The organism is Metabacillus halosaccharovorans, assembly GCF_002019635.1.
Lineage (GTDB): Bacteria > Bacillota > Bacilli > Bacillales > Bacillaceae > Metabacillus > Metabacillus halosaccharovorans.
On record NZ_KV917372.1, the window covers coordinates 808,484 to 826,058 of the forward strand.

Consider the following 17,575-nt stretch of genomic DNA (forward strand, 5'->3'; position numbering starts at 1 on the left):
TCTTATCCACTGTTCAAGAATTTCATCATTTCCTAAACGCGTGCAAAAATAAAGTGGCGCATCTCTGCACCACTTTATTTTGCATATTCAACAGCCCGAGTTTCACGGATTACCGTAACTTTAATGTGACCAGGATAGTCGAGCTCTTCTTCTATTCGTTTTCGAATGTCTCTTGCCAAACGATGTGCCTGTAAATCATCTATCGTATCTGGCTTAACCATGATTCGTACTTCACGACCAGCCTGAATAGCAAATGATTTTTCAACACCTTCATAGGATTCAGAAATCTCTTCTAGCTTTTCTAAGCGACGAATATAATTTTCAAGAGTTTCACTGCGTGCACCAGGTCTTGCAGCTGATAATGCATCAGCAGCAGCTACAATGACAGCAATAATTGAATTTGGCTCTGTATCGCCATGGTGTGAAGCAATACTATTAATGACAACAGGATGCTCTTTATACTTTGTAGCTAATTCAACACCAATTTCAACGTGGCTTCCTTCAACTTCATGGTCAATAGCCTTCCCGATATCATGCAATAAACCTGCACGTTTTGCTAATAATTCGTCTTCACCAAGCTCAGCAGCCATTAAACCTGATAAGAAAGCAACTTCCATTGAGTGCTTTAGTACATTTTGACCATAACTTGTTCTGAATTTCAAACGACCAAGTATTTTAATCAAATCAGGGTGGAGACCATGTACCCCTACTTCAAATGTCGTTTGCTCACCGATTTCACGAATGTATTCATCCACTTCTCGACGAGATTTTTCAACCATTTCCTCAATTCTTGCAGGGTGAATCCGGCCATCCTGAACTAGCTTGTCTAAAGCTATTCTAGCTGTTTCGCGTCGAATTGGATCAAATCCTGATAAAATGACAGCCTCAGGTGTATCATCGATGATTAGGTCTATACCTGTAAGTGTTTCAAGCGTACGGATATTACGTCCCTCTCGTCCGATAATACGGCCTTTCATTTCATCATTTGGAAGATTAACAACAGACACGGTTGTTTCGGCTACATGATCTGCTGCACATCGTTGAATAGCAAGTGACAGGATTTCTTTAGCCTTTTTGTCAGCCTCTTCCTTAGCTCGATTCTCACTTTCTTTAATCATGATTGCAATATCATGTGTGAGTTCATTTTCAACCTTATCAAGAATGATGCTTCTTGCTTCATCTCGTGTAAGGCTGGAAATACGTTCAAGCTCTGTTTGCTGTTTACGCACAATCTCGTCCACTTTGCTTTCCATCTCTTCAATATGCTGTTGTCTTTCATTCAGAGAACCTTCTTTTCTCTCTAGCATAACCTCACGTTTATCTAAAGACTCGTCCTTACGGTCAAGATTCTCTTCCTTTTGTAATAAGCGATTTTCTTGTTTTTGAAGCTCATTGCGTCTTTCGCGAATTTCTTGTTCAGCATCTGTGCGCAGCTTATGGATTTCATCCTTCGCTTCAAGAAGTGCTTCTTTCTTAGTAGCCTCCGCGTCACGTTTTGCATCTTCAAGAATCTGCTCTGCTGCACTTGTAGCGCCAGCAATCTTCGCTTCGGCAATAGATTTTCGAACAAAATAGCCAACAACTGCACCGACGATTAGGCCAAGCAAAATGGAGATGATTATTGATACTACGTCCATCATTACACCTCCTCTTGCTATGAACTTGTTTTTCTAGATTAAAGTGTCGGCATGTACATTGTTCAATTATAAGTTGTCAACATACAGCTCAAAGCCTTTTTTTCATGTGGAACTCTTTGCGTCTTTACATGAGTCGAAATAAGACAATATCAAGTACCAACATTTTCTGCTTTCAAAATGCTTCAATCATGATTCTACAAAAATGTAAAATATACATCTCAATTGTAAATCTGTGAATTTTTATTGTCAAGCCCGGTAACATAATGTTTACAGGCATTTTGAGAGCCACCTTATTATAAATAGTCGCTCCAAACCTAGAAATAAGGTTGATTTTTGTAGAAATATGTCACAATATATAATACCCTTAAAATAAATAATGTATAAGAATACTTCTTTATGATTCAGAAAGTCTTCGTTTTTTATTTATTTTTGCATAATAAAAAAGGGCAAAATTGCCCTTTTATTAATCATTATTCTCCTAATAGATCCATTTCTTCCTGACTTTCATCTGGAGCAATAACTTCTTCATCCAGACCATAGTGTTGACGAATCTTTTCTTGAATTTCTAAGCGAAGTGCAGGATTTTCCTTTAGGAATTGTTTTGCATTTTCTCGGCCTTGACCTAAGCGTTCTTCATTATATGAATACCATGATCCACTCTTTTGAACGATATCAATTTCTGAACCAAGATCAATTATTTCTCCCTCTTTAGAAATCCCTTCTCCATACATAATATCAACTTCAGCCACTTTAAATGGAGGTGCAACCTTATTCTTCACGACTTTAATTTTTGTTTTGTTCCCAACCATTTCATTTCCTTGCTTAAGTGTCTCAGCACGACGAACTTCTAAACGAACAGAAGAATAGAATTTTAGTGCTCGACCTCCAGGAGTTGTTTCAGGGTTACCAAACATAACGCCTACTTTTTCACGAATTTGGTTAATGAAGATAGCAATTGTTTTTGATTTATTAATTGCACCTGATAGCTTACGTAATGCTTGTGACATTAATCGAGCTTGCAGTCCAACGTGAGAATCACCCATCTCACCCTCAATTTCAGCTTTTGGTACTAATGCTGCTACTGAGTCAATAACAAGAATATCAACGGCACCACTACGAACAAGTGCCTCAGCAATCTCTAGTGCTTGCTCACCTGTATCAGGCTGTGAAAGCAATAATTCATCAATATTAACACCTAATTTTTGGGCATAGACCGGATCTAAGGCATGCTCAGCATCAATAAATGCTGCTTGACCACCTTGTTGTTGAACTTCTGCAATTGCATGTAGAGCAACCGTTGTTTTACCAGAACTCTCTGGTCCATATATTTCTATGATTCTACCTCGAGGATAACCACCAATCCCTAACGCTGCATCAAGAGCTAAAGAACCGCTTGGAGCAGTTGATACCTTACGATCTGTTTGCTCTCCTAATTTCATGATAGAACCTTTACCGAATTGTTTCTCTATTTGTTTTAACGCCATATCTAAGGCGGCTTGACGATCGCTCACAAAATTTCCTCCTTAAAATCAATCTATAATAAATATAACGCTTTTTCATTCGTTTGCCAAGTAAAAAGTCGAACATTCATTCGATTTTTTTCTGGGTAATAAAATATAAAAATATAATTTTCCGCTAACAGAAAACGTTAAAATAAGCACCAGCTTATCAAACAAAATTTAATTTTAACTATTTTTATATTGTTCTTTCAAAAGCTCATTCGCCTTCCTATCTCTCAAGCAATTACATTTAAATAAAAAAAAGCCTGTTAAGCTTCGCTATTAGACTTTGCATAACAGACTTCATTATATCATTCTATTTCATTTAATAGTTTGACCAAATAGTGACATCCATACTTTGCCGTTCTTGTACGGATTCCTTTTCTTGAACCGGCTAAGTTTAAAGCATAAACGTTCGTTTGATCCTTGTCGGCGATACCAATGAACACTGTTCCAACTGGTTGTCCTTCATGCGGTTCAGGTCCGGCAGCACCTGTAAAGCTTATACCAATATCACTATTAAGTAGTTTACGAACCTGTTCAGCCATTTCCTTTGCACATTGTTCACTTACAGCTCCGTATGCCGCAAGAGTTTCTTCTTGTATATGTAAAATTTGTTTTTTCACTTCATTCGTATAGGAGATAATACTTCCATTAAAAACTTGAGAGGCACCTTCCAATGAAGTGACTAGCTCTGAAAACATACCGCCAGTTAAACTCTCTGCTGCAGCAATTGTTTTTTTCTTTTTAACCAATTGTGCCTTTACCTCATTTATAAGAGTTGTTTCATTATATCCATAGAAAAAGTCACCTACACGAACATTAATCTTTCTTTCTACTTCATCTAGTAATTTTTGAGCAGTTTTTTCATCTGGATGCTTTGCCGTTAGTCTAAGAGTGACTTCACCATCAGCTGCTAAGGGAGCGACAGTTGGATTTGTTTGTCCATCAATAAGATCCTGTATATCAGTTTCAAGTTGAGATTCACCAATACCGAAATATCTTAACACACGTGAAACGATTTTATCCTGAATCCCTAGTTGGTTTTGAAAGAATTCTCTTCCATAGTTTTTGAACATTGGGCTCATTTCACTTGGTGGACCAGGTAAAAGCATATAGATCGTTTGGTCGGCTTCCAAAGCCATACCAGGTGCCATACCATAATCATTTTTTAATATCGTTGAACCCTCAATAACAAGTGCCTGCTTTTTATTATTTTCTGACATCGTCCGTTTAGTCCGGGCAAAGTAATCCTCAATACTCTCTAAAGCAGCGTGATCAAAGACAAGATTTTTACCTAATGAATTAGAAATCGTTTCCTTTGTTAAATCATCTTTGGTTGGACCAAGTCCACCTGTAAAGATAATAATATTAGAACGTTCTTTTGCAATCTTTATTGCTGACTCAAGCCGAACAGGGTTGTCTCCCACAACAGTATGGTAATAAACATTTAAACCAATCTCAGCAAGTTCCTTTGATAAAAATTGAGCATTGGTATTGGCTATTTGACCTAATAACAATTCTGATCCAACAGCAATAAGCTCAGTACGTATATCCATTACATATCCACCTCTTGCCTATATAAGTATTATTTAGAATTAACAAAGGCTTGTTTATTTTTCATAAAATAATCCCAACCTGAGATGACAGTGAAAAATGTGGCAACCCATAGTGCAATTGTTGCAAATGGGATGTTCATTAATTCAAATGGTAGATTATGCAATAATAATGCAGAGATTGCAATGATCTGAGTCCATGTTTTTATTTTCCCTAACATGTTTGCAGCAACAACTTCTCCTTCTCCAGCTAATACCAAACGCAATCCAGTAACAGCAAATTCACGGCTAATGATCAGAATAACCATCCAAGATGGAGCAAGTCCGAGCTCAACTAAGATAATAAGTGCCGCTGATACTAATAATTTATCTGCTAGTGGATCCAAAAATTTTCCGAGATTTGTAACTTGATTGAGCTTTCTTGCATAATAACCATCAATCCAATCAGTTGTGGAGGCTATGATAAAGATTATAGCTCCAACAAAATGGGTAACTAAAATGGTTTCAGTCCCAAAAGTAAGCTCTCCCCAGTTAAACGGAACTAACATGATCACCATAAAAACTGGTATAAGTAAAATTCTTGAAATCGTAATCTTATTCGGTAAATTCATTTATTTTTCCTCCGTAATCTTTTAACAATAATGATAACTAAAATGGGACGACTCTTAAAAAAGGTATAATCCTTATCCTAACATATCTCAGCAAATTAGTTAGGATAAGGACCGAGCCCCCCTTCAATTGAGTCTGTCCCTATTCTTTCGTATAAATTATGGTTATATTTTGAGGTGTTTTCTTTGTATCCTCATATTGAACAAGTTCACCATTGACCTTCAAATCAGTTCCGGGAACATTTCCCACACGAACTGTAATCTCGGATTCAGCGGTAAAATCATTTACTTGAGATTTACCTTGTGCTATTTCAGCCCCAAAGAATGTCTTACCTTTACCATTTTTTATGCCAACCCATGTACGGTCTTTTGCAATTACCTCAAGCTCAAACTTTTCAGATCCGGTTAATTCATATGTCGTTGTTGAACCTTCTACACCTTTTACTGTTAATGTCTGAGATGGTGTTTCCGGCTCATTAGTTTCAGCTTCTTCTTGAACAGCCTCCTCATTTTCCTGTGCAGGAGCCTCTTCTTCATTTTGTTCTTCATTTGTTGCTGAGTTTTCTATTTTTTCAAACTCAACATCGCTTGTTTGATTTTCTGACTGATCATTTGCTGTTTTATCTTCAGCAGCATCTTGTCTCCATAACCAGAGGAGAATTGCCACAATAATAACAACTGCTACTACTGCCAATTTTGGAAGTATCTCTATAAATTTTGAAGCTGATTTAGGTAACTCTTTATGTGTTCTCACTCTCGATAATTGCTCAGGAACATCTTCTTTGTATGTACTTGGTACTTCATTTTTGTATTCCTCAAAAAGCATTTCAGGATCCAGGTCAACAGCCTCAGCATATTGCTTCATAAATGCTCTGGCATAAAATTTTCCAGGCATCATTGAATAATTGCCCTCTTCAAGACCAATTAAGTATCTTTTTTGAATTTTGGTGATCTCCTGGAGATCATCCAAGCTCATATTTTTCTCTTCTCTTGCTTGTTTGAGTCGATTACCTAGTTCACTCAACCGTAACACCCCATAACTAAAAGTCAAATCCTGAGAGTCCTGATGTGTCAAACATCATTGGTGGATTTTCTACATCTTTATATGTAATTTCTTCATCAGGTTCATTCCGGATTTCTATTATGTAATCAAAATCATCAATTGTGTACTCTGTATTTTGGACAAAAATATCAGGATGTTCAACAACTTTCGTTGCAGAAAGCCGCATAATTTCTCTTACCAATTGAAAATGTTTTTCTGACCCTCTTCTTGTTGATACGATTCCATCAATAATAAAGACATTATCTTCACTATATTCATCCGCTATTAACTGACTCCGAATCGTTTGTTTTAACAATGTCGAAGAAACAAATAACCATTTCTTGTTAGCACATACACTTGATGCAACAATGGATTCAGTTTTTCCTACCCTTGGCATTCCTCGGATTCCAATTAATTTGTGTCCATCCTGTTTATAGAGTTCTGCCATAAAATCAACTAATAACCCAAGTTCATCTCGGACGAAACGAAATGTTTTCTTGTCATCTGCATCTCTTTGGATATATCTTCCATGCCTTACTGCCAATCTGTCACGCAGCTTTGGTACTCGTAGCTTTGTAACTGTTATATTATCCATTGTATTTAAAATTGATTCAAGTCTACGTACTTGATCATTGCTTTCACACTTAAGTAATAGGCCGCGCCTGGAATCATCGACCCCATTAATCGTAATAATATTAATTGACAGCATTCCCAATAAAGAAGATACATCACCTAATAGTCCGGGCCGATTTTTTTGGATCTCGTATTCTAAATACCATTCAAATGGCAAAGAAAGCCCCCCTTATAATAACCACTACCAACTATAATAAATGATTTTACTAAAAGAAGAAAGTATGAAGACAATGAAATCAATGAAAAAGAGAGGATCTCTCCTCTCTTAATGTGAACCGTTATTTTGAACAAGCTTTACCATCATACTAGCAATAGCATGTTGCTCTTGTTCAGATGCTACACTCCATAAATCTGCGAGGACTTTTTCTTGTGGATTTTTAGCTTCAACTTGCTTTGCTAAATAATCCCCAATCTCGAACGCTAAGTTGTTTACTACTTGCTCGTTCATACCCTCATTTTGAGCATGGTTTAGACGATCACCTAAAAAATCTTTCCATTCATTCCAATTTTCTAAGACAGACATAGGAGTTCCTCCTTTTTAATTGATACAAATTTATTGTTCCAAGAGGAGGTTCCATTTATTCATCATTTTTTAGATCCATCCACCATTTACAGAAATAACTTGTCCTGTAATATAAGAAGCATTTTCAGAAGCTAAAAAAGACACAGTATTAGCAATTTCCTCAGGCTGACAAAGTCTCCCAAGTGGAATTTCTTCTGATAAGTTCCTAATTTCTTCTTCGGTAAAATGAGATAACATTTTAGTTGCAACAGCTCCTGGTGCCACTGCATTGACTCTTATTTGACTGGGCGCAAGTTCTTTTGCCAGTGCCTTTACATATGCATTTTGGCCGCCTTTTACCATTGAATATAAGACCTCACAAGATGCACCGGTAATTCCCCAAATGGATGATATGACAATGATGTTGCCGGATTTTTTTCTTATCATAGAAGGGATGAGTTGCTGTACTAATTTAAAAGGGCTTGTTATATGTAATTGGACCATATTATCAATATCATCATCATGCAAATCGGTAACTAATCCGTATAAGCTTATTCCGCTGTTTAGCACAAGTAATTCAATTGGCATTCGGATTTGCTCCAACAAAGCTTGAACACCTGTTTTTATTGTCAAATCGGCTTGAACAGGAATAATGTTATTAGAGTAGGATTTTAATTCTTCTATCGCTTGAACATTTTGGTTGTAATGTACGTAAATAATGTAGCCATCTTCAATGAGCTTTTTTACAATGGCGGTTCCTATTCCGCCGCTTGCCCCAGTCACTAATGCATATTTATCCATAAATACTCCTTAATTATTAAGAAATCTTCCATTATTCTATCATATTCCCATTCAAAAAAGGCCTGACAATAGCAGACCTCAGTGAAATAATTATTTAGGGACGACCTGACATACTGAAAAGAGTGACTCCTCTACAGATTCGTTCAGGACATTTGTCATATCTTCTTTAGAGAGTGATTCCAGTGTTGGTACAACATCAAATAGATTCATTTCATTAAATGCATAGCGGGTAAACTGATTGGCGATATATTCAGGAGAATTAATCGCTCTTAAAAAAGCACCAATTTTTTTCTTTTTCGTCGCTTCAAAAGTTGAGAAGTCAACACCATGATTTTTTGCTTTAAATAATATATCCTTAATTTTTTCGGCTAAACGGTCCGGATCCACAGTGTCACCGCCAATCATTGCAAATCCAAAGCCACTTTCTTCTGTATAATCATAACTAAACGTATCGTCAATTAAACCTTCTTTATATAGCTCTTCATGGTTTGTTGAGCTTTTACTAAACAGCATATCAAGAAGAATATTCATGGAAAGCTCATATTTTAATAATTCTGCACCAGTTCTGTTTGGCTTTTTGGCTTTTAAACCTACTAAGCACTTTGAACTTTGTACGTTCATTTTTAAAATTTCTTTTTCTTTAAACACAGTTTCTTGTTCAGTAGGAAATTCTCTTTTTATTTCAGATTGTGCTGTAAAATTCTTTTTTTGTTGATTCTCTCGGACTTGCTGTAAAATTTTATCAGGGTCAACAGCTCCGACAACAAATAACAGCATGTTACTTGGATGATAAAAAGTATGGTAACACTCATAAAGAGAATCTTTTGTAATTTTTGCAATTGAATCGATTGTCCCGGCAATATCAATTCGAACAGGATGTTGATGAAAAAGATTTTGAATGAGCCCAAAGTATAAACGCCAATCAGGGTTATCATCGTACATATTAATCTCCTGCCCGATAATTCCCTTTTCTTTTTCTACCGTCTTTTCAGAAAAGTAAGGTTCTTGAACAAAGTCAATCAATGTTTCCAAGTTTCTTTCCACTTGACTGGTACTCGAAAATAGATATGCTGTCCGAGTAAAAGATGTAAATGCATTTGCTGATGCGCCTTGTTTACTAAATTGTTGAAAGACATCCCCATCTTCTTTTTCAAATAGCTTATGCTCTAAAAAGTGTGCGATTCCATCAGGAACTTGGATCATTTCATCTTTGTTTAATGGAACAAAAGTATTATCAATTGATCCGTATTTCGTCGTAAACGTTGCATATGTCTTATTAAAGCCTTTTTTAGGCAGTACGTACACATCTAATCCATTGTCCATCTTTTCGTAGTAAAGAGATTCCTGTAACTGCTCAAAATGAATAGGTTTTGTCATGCTGTTCCCCCCATTCCTTTTAAGAAGTAGATTGTATCAAGTTCCACTTTCTTTGCAACTTCTACAACCTCTTCCATCGTTACTTTTTCAATACCTTCTAAATATTCTTCAAAAGAGCGGTTTATAGATGCAATGACATTATGATAAACAATTTCAACTAATCCGTACGGTGTATCCACTGTTTCTAACAGCTGATTTCGAATTACCGCTTTCGTTTGTTCAAATTCTTGATCTGTAAATTCACCATTTTTCATAGCAGCCATTTGTTCTTTAATAATAGTTACGGCTTTTTCATAATTTTGAAACTCAATTCCTGACATCACCATTAAAAGGCCTTTATGACTCTCTACTCTTGATGCTGCATAATATGCCAAGCTTGCTTTTTCACGAACATTGATAAAAAGTTTTGAGTGGGAGAAACCGCCAAAAATGCCATTAAATACTTGAAGTGCATAATAGTCATCATCTCGGTAGGTACAGTTTGTTCGATACCCGATATTTAACTTACCTTGTTTTACATCTTGCTCTTCAATGACTTCATTTTCTACCACTTCATTCCTTTCAGTTGGATGAACAATATTCTGTGGTGTATTCTTTATTGAAAAATAATTTTCTACATATTTTTCTACCTCTTGGCGATCAATATCACCTACAATATATAGATCTATTTTGTTATGCAGTAACGTGTTTTTATAATAATCGAAGAGCGATTGAGCTGAGATTTCATCAATGTCTTTTAATTCTCCGTTAACATGCAATGCATAAGGTTCATTTTTACACATTTCTTGAACAAGTCTAAGATTGGAATATCTCATTTTGTCATCATATACAGACTGAATTCTTTGCTTTAATGTTCTTTTTTCTTGTGTAACATATTCTTCTTGAAAAATTCCACCATCCGTAACCGGATTTAGTAAAATGTCAGCAAGTAACTTTAAAGATTTTTCTAATAGTGGTGCAGAATCAGATAAAAACTTTTCATTTGCCACTTCCATTCGAAAGGTAATAATATGTTGTTCACCTTTTTTTGATAAATCAACATTTAGTGTTGCACCATAAAGTTCATCTAAGTGCTGTCTTAAACGGGTACTTGTGGGGAAGTTTTGCGTACCTCTTTGAAGAACATACGGTAATAACGCTCTGTATGTAACATCTTTTTCATTTAATGGCGCTAATAACTTTAAAACAATTGTATTCGTCTTAAATTTGGATGTTGTTATAGTGTGTAGCGAAATCCCATGAATATCTGTAAGTTGTTCATCAATATAAGACATGAAGACCCTCCTTTTATGAATTCATTGTTAGTAATTATATCAATACGAGGATAATAAAGGAAATAATACACATTTACTTATATCTTTACTCTAAATAATCATCCATATACCTTTTGAATGAAAGTACAAGACAGTTCTAAGTTTAGAACTGTCTTTGTTTTAAGCAAGTTTTGGAAGTTGACTTGGATCTTTTTCAAAGTCCTTATCCGGCTTTATAAAGAGCATCACAACCATGACAGCAATGACACTTGTGCCGGCAGATATATAATAAACAAGATGTTCACTAACGGACATCAGATAAGAAAATACCGGCGGTCCCGCTGCAACACCAATAAACCGCATTGAGCTGTATATAGAAGTAATTGTACCTCGTTGTTCTTTCTCGATTCCTTCCGTTATTAATGCATCCAGGCTTGGTAATGTTATCCCTATTCCAACCCCAGTTAGAACCAAAAAGGAAATTAAAAAGATTAATGAGTGTTGCACTCTTAAAGCAATAAATGAAAATGCCACTAAACACATCCCGATAATAATGACACTTTTCATCAAATGTCTATTTTGACCAATTTTCTTACCTGAAAAATATGAACTAATAGATAGGGCTAATAATGGTATGGCTAAAACTAACCCTTTTTTAACCCCATCTATTGCATATTGCTTTTCAAGCAAATCTGAAAGGAAAAATAATATACCAAATAGAACAAACATAATGGTACAGCCCACTGCAAAAATGGCAAATAACCATTTACCATCCTGTTTAAAGATACCTTTTACACAATGTGCAAATTCTTTAAAGCTTTGTTTTTCATCATCTTCCTGTTTTGGTACCTTTACTAAGAAAAATACAAGCAGCACACTGATTAAACTGAAAAATGGAATAAACCAAAAAGGCAAAAACCATACAAATGCAGCTAATACTGCACCTATGATTGGGCTTAAAACCTTTCCAGCAGTATTTGCTGTTTCAGTTAATCCAAGACCTGCACTTATTTGTTCATCATCTTCAAACATGTCCCCTATTAATGGCATAACAACAGGTGCTGCACCTGCAGAGCCAATACCTTGTAATACACGTCCTAAGAGGATCACGATATATGGATCATCCATCTTCCATGAAGCCCATCCGGAAACTGCTCCACCTACCCCAGCTATGATTAAACAAGGAACCATTACAACTTTTCTACCAAACCGGTCTGATAGATATCCCGCAATTGGGATTAATAAAATGGCCACAATTGAATATACCGTAATGATTAAAGAAACCTGAAAAGCATTTATCCCTAATTCTTTGGAGATCTGAGGTAAAACAGGAATTAACATAGAGTTTCCTAACGTCATGACAAGAGGAACAGAAGATAATGCAAGTAAATCCAGCTTCTTTCGTGCTTCCATATCGCCTTCACCTGTCTACTTTTTATTTTGTTAACAAGTTCATTTTGCGTTAAATGAAGCTAACATATACTGGAATTAAGTTACATCTAACTATCCGGTGCTTATTTAGATACAAAAGAAACTCTCTCCAACATTCGGAGAGAGCTAAATTTTATCTTTTTCCTTTTTCATATGGTGTTCCAAGAGCCTTTGGTGAATCAGCACGTCCGATAAATCCTGTTAATGCCAGGATGGTTAACACATAAGGAAGAATTAATAAATAAACGGACGGAATGTCTTTTAAAAACGGAATGGTTCCTCCAATAATACTCAATCCTTGTGCAAGACCAAAGAATAATGCTGCTCCCATCGCACCAAGTGGATGCCATTTTCCAAAGATAACAGCTGCAAGTGCCATAAATCCTTGACCACTTATTGTTGCATGACTAAAATCTCTAGAGATGATTGTAGCATACACCGCTCCGCCAATACCCGCGAATGCACCACTTAATAAAACACCTATATATCTCATTCTTGTTACATTAATCCCCATAGTATCAGCTGCCATTGGATGTTCACCTACAGAGCGTAAACGAAGGCCGAATGGTGTTTTATAGATCACATACCAAACGATAACAGCTAAGATAATAGCCAAGTATGATGTAATATATCCTCCGGAGAAGAAAATCTTACCTATGACTGGTATATCGCTTAACAATGGAATGTCCATCTTGTTAAAACTAGTTGAAATACGGTCTGTTTGACCTTTTTCATAAATGTTTTTTACGAGAAAAAGGGATAAACCTAAAGCTAAGAAGTTAATTGCTACACCACTAACTACTTGATCTGCCTTAAATGTTATCGACGCTACTGCATGAAGCAGGGAAAAAAGAGCTGCTGCCACCATTGCAGCCAAAATGGCAAACCATGGCGTTGCTTTACCCAATATATCATCAAACTGTAAATTAAATACAATACCAACAAATGCCCCAATAATCATTAATCCTTCAAGACCTATGTTAACAACACCGGACCGCTCACTAAATACGCCACCGAGTGCGGTGAAAATAAGTGGAGCTGCTACAAATAAAGCTGTTGGGATAATAATTTCTAATGCTTGCAATATGCTCACTTATTTCCCCTCCTTTTTAAAACGAAGTAATATCCAACGGATAAAATAGCTTGATGCTACAAAGAAGATAATAAGTGCGATAATAATCTCAACAAGCTCATTAGGTACTCCTGCTTCTGATGGCATATTGAGAGCACCAACTTTTAAGCCGCCAAATAATGCTGCAGAGAATAAAATACCAATAGCTGCATTCCCTCCAATAAGCGCTACAGCAATTCCATCAAACCCGATTCCAGTAAATCCGCTTTTTACAGACACATACTCAAAGGTTCCTAAACCTTCCATAGCACCAGCTACACCTGCAAAAGCACCAGAAATGACCATTGAAAGGATGATGTTTCGATTAACATTCATACCAGCGTAATGTGCGGCATCATGGTTAAATCCTACAGCTCTTAACTCAAAGCCTTTTGTTGTTTTTTCAAGAAGAAACCACATAATAAATGCAGCAATTAATGCGATAAATATTCCGTTGTGCATTCTGGAGTAATCTGTAATATTCTCAAAAAATTCTGAACGTAATGATGCAGAAGGATAAACTTTTTCTGATGTATCACTATTGTCAGTTAAAACATTTCTAATTAAATAATTTGTTACGTGCAAAGCAATATAGTTCATCATAATTGTTACAATAACTTCATGAACTTTGAATCGTGCCTTTAAAAGACCCGGTACAAATCCCCAAAGTGCCCCAGCTAAAGCTGCAACAATGATAGCAAGAGGAAGATGAATGAAAGCTGGCAATTCAAAAGCTACTCCAACCCAAACAGCTGCAAACCAACCTACTATTACCTGCCCTTCAACACCTATGTTAAATAGGCCTGTTCTGTAAGCAAATGCAACAGCTAACCCCGTTAAAATATATGGTGTTAATTGTCTGACTGTCTCACCTATATAGTAAGAATCACCGAACATTCCATACCAAAGCGCATTATAACCGGCTATTGGATTATACCCGCTTACCAACATAATAATTGCACCACATAGAATACCTAAAATTACAGCGATAACAGGGATTAACAAATTCATATAGCGATTTAAGTTCATAATTAATTACCTTCTTTCTGACGTTTACTACCCGCCATAAGGAGTCCTAATTCTTGTTCAGTTGTTTGTTTAGGGTCAACGATATCTACAATTTCCCCTTCATAAATAACTGCAATTCGATCACTAACATTTATGATCTCATCTAACTCAAAAGAAATTAACAAAACAGCTTTGCCGTTATCACGTTGTTCAATAAGACGACTATGAATAAATTCAATTGCTCCAACATCAAGGCCACGAGTAGGCTGTGCTGCAATTAACAAATCCGGGTTGCGATCAACTTCCCGGCCAATAATCGCTTTTTGCTGATTACCACCAGAAAGTGCTCTAGCTAGTGTAGAGGTACTCGGGGTCCTCACATCAAATTCTTTAATAAGGCTTTTTGCTTTATCATAGATTGTTTTAAAATTCAGTACACCTATTTTGGAAAATGGTTGTTTATAGTAAGTTTGTAAGACCATATTTTCACCGATAGGAAAATCAAGAACTAAGCCGTGTTTATGTCGATCTTGAGGAATATGACCAACACCTGTTTCTGTGATTTTTCTAGGGTGCATATTTGTGATTTCTTTATTATTTAATTTAATAGTACCAGAAGCTACTTTTCTTAATCCTGTAATGGCTTCGATCAGTTCAGATTGACCATTTCCATCAACACCAGCAATACCTACGATTTCCCCTGAACGCACTGATAAAGTTAAAGAATTTACCATGGGCACTTGACGATTATCTTTTACTATTAAATCAGTGATCGTTAATACATCATCTTTAGGTTTGGCTGTTGTTTTATCTGTCTTGAATGAAACTTCCCGGCCTACCATTAATGATGCTAACTCGTTAGGATTTGTGTTCGCTACATCAACTGTTCCAATTCCTTCACCTTTACGTATAACTGTTACACGATCGCATACTTCCATAATCTCTTTAAGTTTATGGGTAATTAAGATGATCGATTTACCTTCTTTAATAAGTGTTTTCAAAATTTGAATTAATTCTTTAATTTCTTGAGGAGTAAGAACAGCAGTCGGTTCATCAAAAATTAAAATTTCTGCACCTCTATATAAGGTTTTTAAAATTTCAACACGCTGTTGCATACCTACGGAAATATCTGAAACTTTAGCTGTTGGGTCTACAGCAAGACCATATCGCTCTGATATTTCTTTCACTTGTTTCTCTGCTTCCTTTATACTGACGGAAATACCTTTTTTGGGTTCATTTCCTAATATAATGTTCTCTGTAACTGTAAAGGTGTTAACAAGCATAAAATGTTGATGAACCATTCCAATCCCTAAATCATTTGCTATATTAGGATTTGTAATGTTCACTTTCTTTCCATTAACTCGAATTTCCCCTTTTTCAGGTTGATATAGACCAAAAAGAACATTCATTAATGTTGATTTTCCAGCTCCATTTTCACCTAAAAGAGCATGAATTTCGCCTTTTTTTACTTGTAATGTAATATTGTCATTTGCTATTATGCCAGGAAATTCCTTACGAATATTCAGCATTTCTATTACATAATTCAAATTTGTTCACTCCTTTTCCTGAACAACATTAAGGTAGGTATAAAAATTTTCCATTTTGATCACTCTCAAGCATTGTTTGCAAAAAAGTATACTGGTATGAAAATCACCAAATGTAAATCCACTAAATTATTTTTTTTACGTCTTTAAATTCCCCAAATAGTTAGAAGATTTAAATTTATTGATTTTCAGGAATAAAGGCTGACTTTTACTATGCTTCTTACCCTCTATCTAAAAGCTTGTAAATGAGCCAATGGATTGAGGATTCTGAACATTTGAGTAAGTCAGCCCTTATCTATTAATTATTTCGTTGGTACTTCGATTTCGCCATTAACAATTTTTTCTTCGTATTCTTTAACTTTTGCTTTTACTTCTTCTGATAAGTGTTCATCACTTGGAGAGATACCGATCGCTTCTTCTTCGATACCGTATTCAATCACTTCTCCGCCTGGGAATTCACCAGCTTTTGCTTTTTCAGAAAGGTCTTGAACAGCAACATCTACTCGTTTAACCATTGAAGTTAATGTGATGTTAAATTCTTCACCATCTTTTGTTTTACCGTTTCCTTCTTCATGTTGATCTTTGTCAACGCCAATTACCCATAATTCACGGTCTGGGTCTTGAACTTTTAAGTCAATCGCTTCAGAGAATACACCATTACCTGTTCCACCGGCTGCATGATAGATAATATCAGCACCAGATCCGTACATGCTTGATGCAATTGCCTTTCCTTTATCAGCTGCATCAAAAGCACCTGCATATTGTACATCTACAGTTGCATCAGGGTTTACAGCTTTAACGCCTTCTACGAAGCCTACTTCAAACTTTTTAATTAAATCCCCTTCAACACCGCCAACAAATCCAACTTTATTTGTTTTTGTTGTTAATCCTGCTACTACACCAACCAGGTATGAACCTTGGTGCTCCTTAAATGTAATGCTAGCTACATTAGGTTTTTCTACAACACTATCAACAATTGCAAAGTGAGTATCTTTTTGTTGTTCTGCAATTTCTTCAACTGCTGGCTGCAATAAGTATCCAATTCCGTATATTAAATCAAATTTCTTACGTGCCAGCGTATTTAAGTTTGTTACATAATCCGCATCACTTTGGGATTGGGAATAGTCATAACCGTCAGTTCCCTTTTCAAGACCGTTTTCCTCACCGAATGCTTGTAATCCTTCCCAAGCTGATTGGTTGAACGATTTATCATCAACTCCACCAACATCTGTTACCATTGCTACTGTAAACTGATCATCAGCTGCTTCTTTGCCGCCTTCAGAGCCAGCACCTTCATCATTATTTCCTCCACCGCAGCCTGCTAGTAAAGTACCAGCTGCTAAAAATAAAGATAAAGCTAGTCCATGTCTCTTTTTCATTTTAAAACCCCCTAAAAAATATAGTATAAGTATTAAACTAAACAAAAAGTTACAGTCTATACGAGCAAATCACCTCCTTACAATATAGACCATGCACATTCGTTATTTTAAACAACCTTTAGGTTTAAAGCACGAAACAGTGGAGATTTGCTTACAAACTTTATGTACGAATCTAATTCTTTTTTTAAAAACTG

The 17,575-nt window shown here is 36.0% G+C and carries 15 protein-coding genes; all 15 read right to left on the minus strand.

The window, feature by feature from the left end:
* Nucleotides 1-74: 74 nt before the first annotated feature.
* Nucleotides 75-1,637 (minus strand): ribonuclease Y, encoded by a 1,563-nt coding sequence (gene rny, locus BK577_RS18275; RefSeq protein WP_078434281.1) that lies wholly within the window; start codon nt 1,635-1,637, stop codon nt 75-77.
* Between the two features lie 470 nt (nt 1,638-2,107).
* A complete protein-coding gene (recA, locus tag BK577_RS18280) occupies nt 2,108-3,148 on the minus strand; it encodes a recombinase RecA (RefSeq protein WP_078434282.1) in 1,041 nt (346 codons plus the stop codon).
* A 299-nt stretch (nt 3,149-3,447) separates the two neighbouring features.
* A complete protein-coding gene (locus BK577_RS18285; protein WP_078434283.1) occupies nt 3,448-4,695 on the minus strand; it encodes a competence/damage-inducible protein A in 1,248 nt (415 codons plus the stop codon).
* Nucleotides 4,696-4,724: 29 nt separating this feature from the next.
* Entirely contained in the window at nt 4,725-5,303 is a 579-nt protein-coding gene (pgsA, locus tag BK577_RS18290; protein ID WP_026559279.1) for a CDP-diacylglycerol--glycerol-3-phosphate 3-phosphatidyltransferase, read from the minus strand.
* Nucleotides 5,304-5,442: 139 nt separating this feature from the next.
* Nucleotides 5,443-6,324: a helix-turn-helix domain-containing protein gene (locus BK577_RS18295; RefSeq protein WP_078434284.1), complete on the minus strand. Its 882-nt coding sequence runs from the start codon at nt 6,322-6,324 to the stop codon at nt 5,443-5,445.
* Between the two features lie 16 nt (nt 6,325-6,340).
* Nucleotides 6,341-7,132: a DUF3388 domain-containing protein gene (locus BK577_RS18300; protein WP_078434285.1), complete on the minus strand. Its 792-nt coding sequence runs from the start codon at nt 7,130-7,132 to the stop codon at nt 6,341-6,343.
* Nucleotides 7,133-7,240: 108 nt separating this feature from the next.
* On the minus strand, nt 7,241-7,498 hold the full coding sequence (locus BK577_RS18305; protein WP_078434286.1) for a DUF3243 domain-containing protein: 258 nt from the start codon (nt 7,496-7,498) through the stop codon (nt 7,241-7,243).
* A 69-nt stretch (nt 7,499-7,567) separates the two neighbouring features.
* A complete protein-coding gene (gene ymfI / locus BK577_RS18310) occupies nt 7,568-8,278 on the minus strand; it encodes an elongation factor P 5-aminopentanone reductase (protein ID WP_078434287.1) in 711 nt (236 codons plus the stop codon).
* A 90-nt stretch (nt 8,279-8,368) separates the two neighbouring features.
* Entirely contained in the window at nt 8,369-9,655 is a 1,287-nt protein-coding gene (gene yfmH / locus BK577_RS18315; protein WP_078434288.1) for an EF-P 5-aminopentanol modification-associated protein YfmH, read from the minus strand.
* A complete protein-coding gene (gene yfmF, locus BK577_RS18320) occupies nt 9,652-10,929 on the minus strand; it encodes an EF-P 5-aminopentanol modification-associated protein YfmF (RefSeq protein WP_078434289.1) in 1,278 nt (425 codons plus the stop codon). The genes yfmH and yfmF overlap by 4 nt, the downstream gene beginning before the upstream one ends.
* A gap of 159 nt (nt 10,930-11,088) precedes the next feature.
* On the minus strand, nt 11,089-12,321 hold the full coding sequence (bcbE, locus tag BK577_RS18325) for a bacillibactin exporter BcbE (RefSeq protein WP_078434290.1): 1,233 nt from the start codon (nt 12,319-12,321) through the stop codon (nt 11,089-11,091).
* A gap of 151 nt (nt 12,322-12,472) precedes the next feature.
* A complete protein-coding gene (locus BK577_RS18330; protein ID WP_372496277.1) occupies nt 12,473-13,426 on the minus strand; it encodes an ABC transporter permease in 954 nt (317 codons plus the stop codon).
* 6 nt (nt 13,427-13,432) lie between these two features.
* Entirely contained in the window at nt 13,433-14,479 is a 1,047-nt protein-coding gene (locus BK577_RS18335; RefSeq protein ID WP_078434292.1) for an ABC transporter permease, read from the minus strand.
* A gap of 2 nt (nt 14,480-14,481) precedes the next feature.
* Complete coding sequence (locus tag BK577_RS18340) at nt 14,482-16,005, minus strand: ABC transporter ATP-binding protein (RefSeq protein WP_078434293.1); 1,524 nt, start codon at nt 16,003-16,005, stop codon at nt 14,482-14,484.
* Between the two features lie 299 nt (nt 16,006-16,304).
* Nucleotides 16,305-17,381: a BMP family lipoprotein gene (locus tag BK577_RS18345; RefSeq protein WP_078434294.1), complete on the minus strand. Its 1,077-nt coding sequence runs from the start codon at nt 17,379-17,381 to the stop codon at nt 16,305-16,307.
* Between the last annotated feature and the right edge of the window lie 194 nt (nt 17,382-17,575).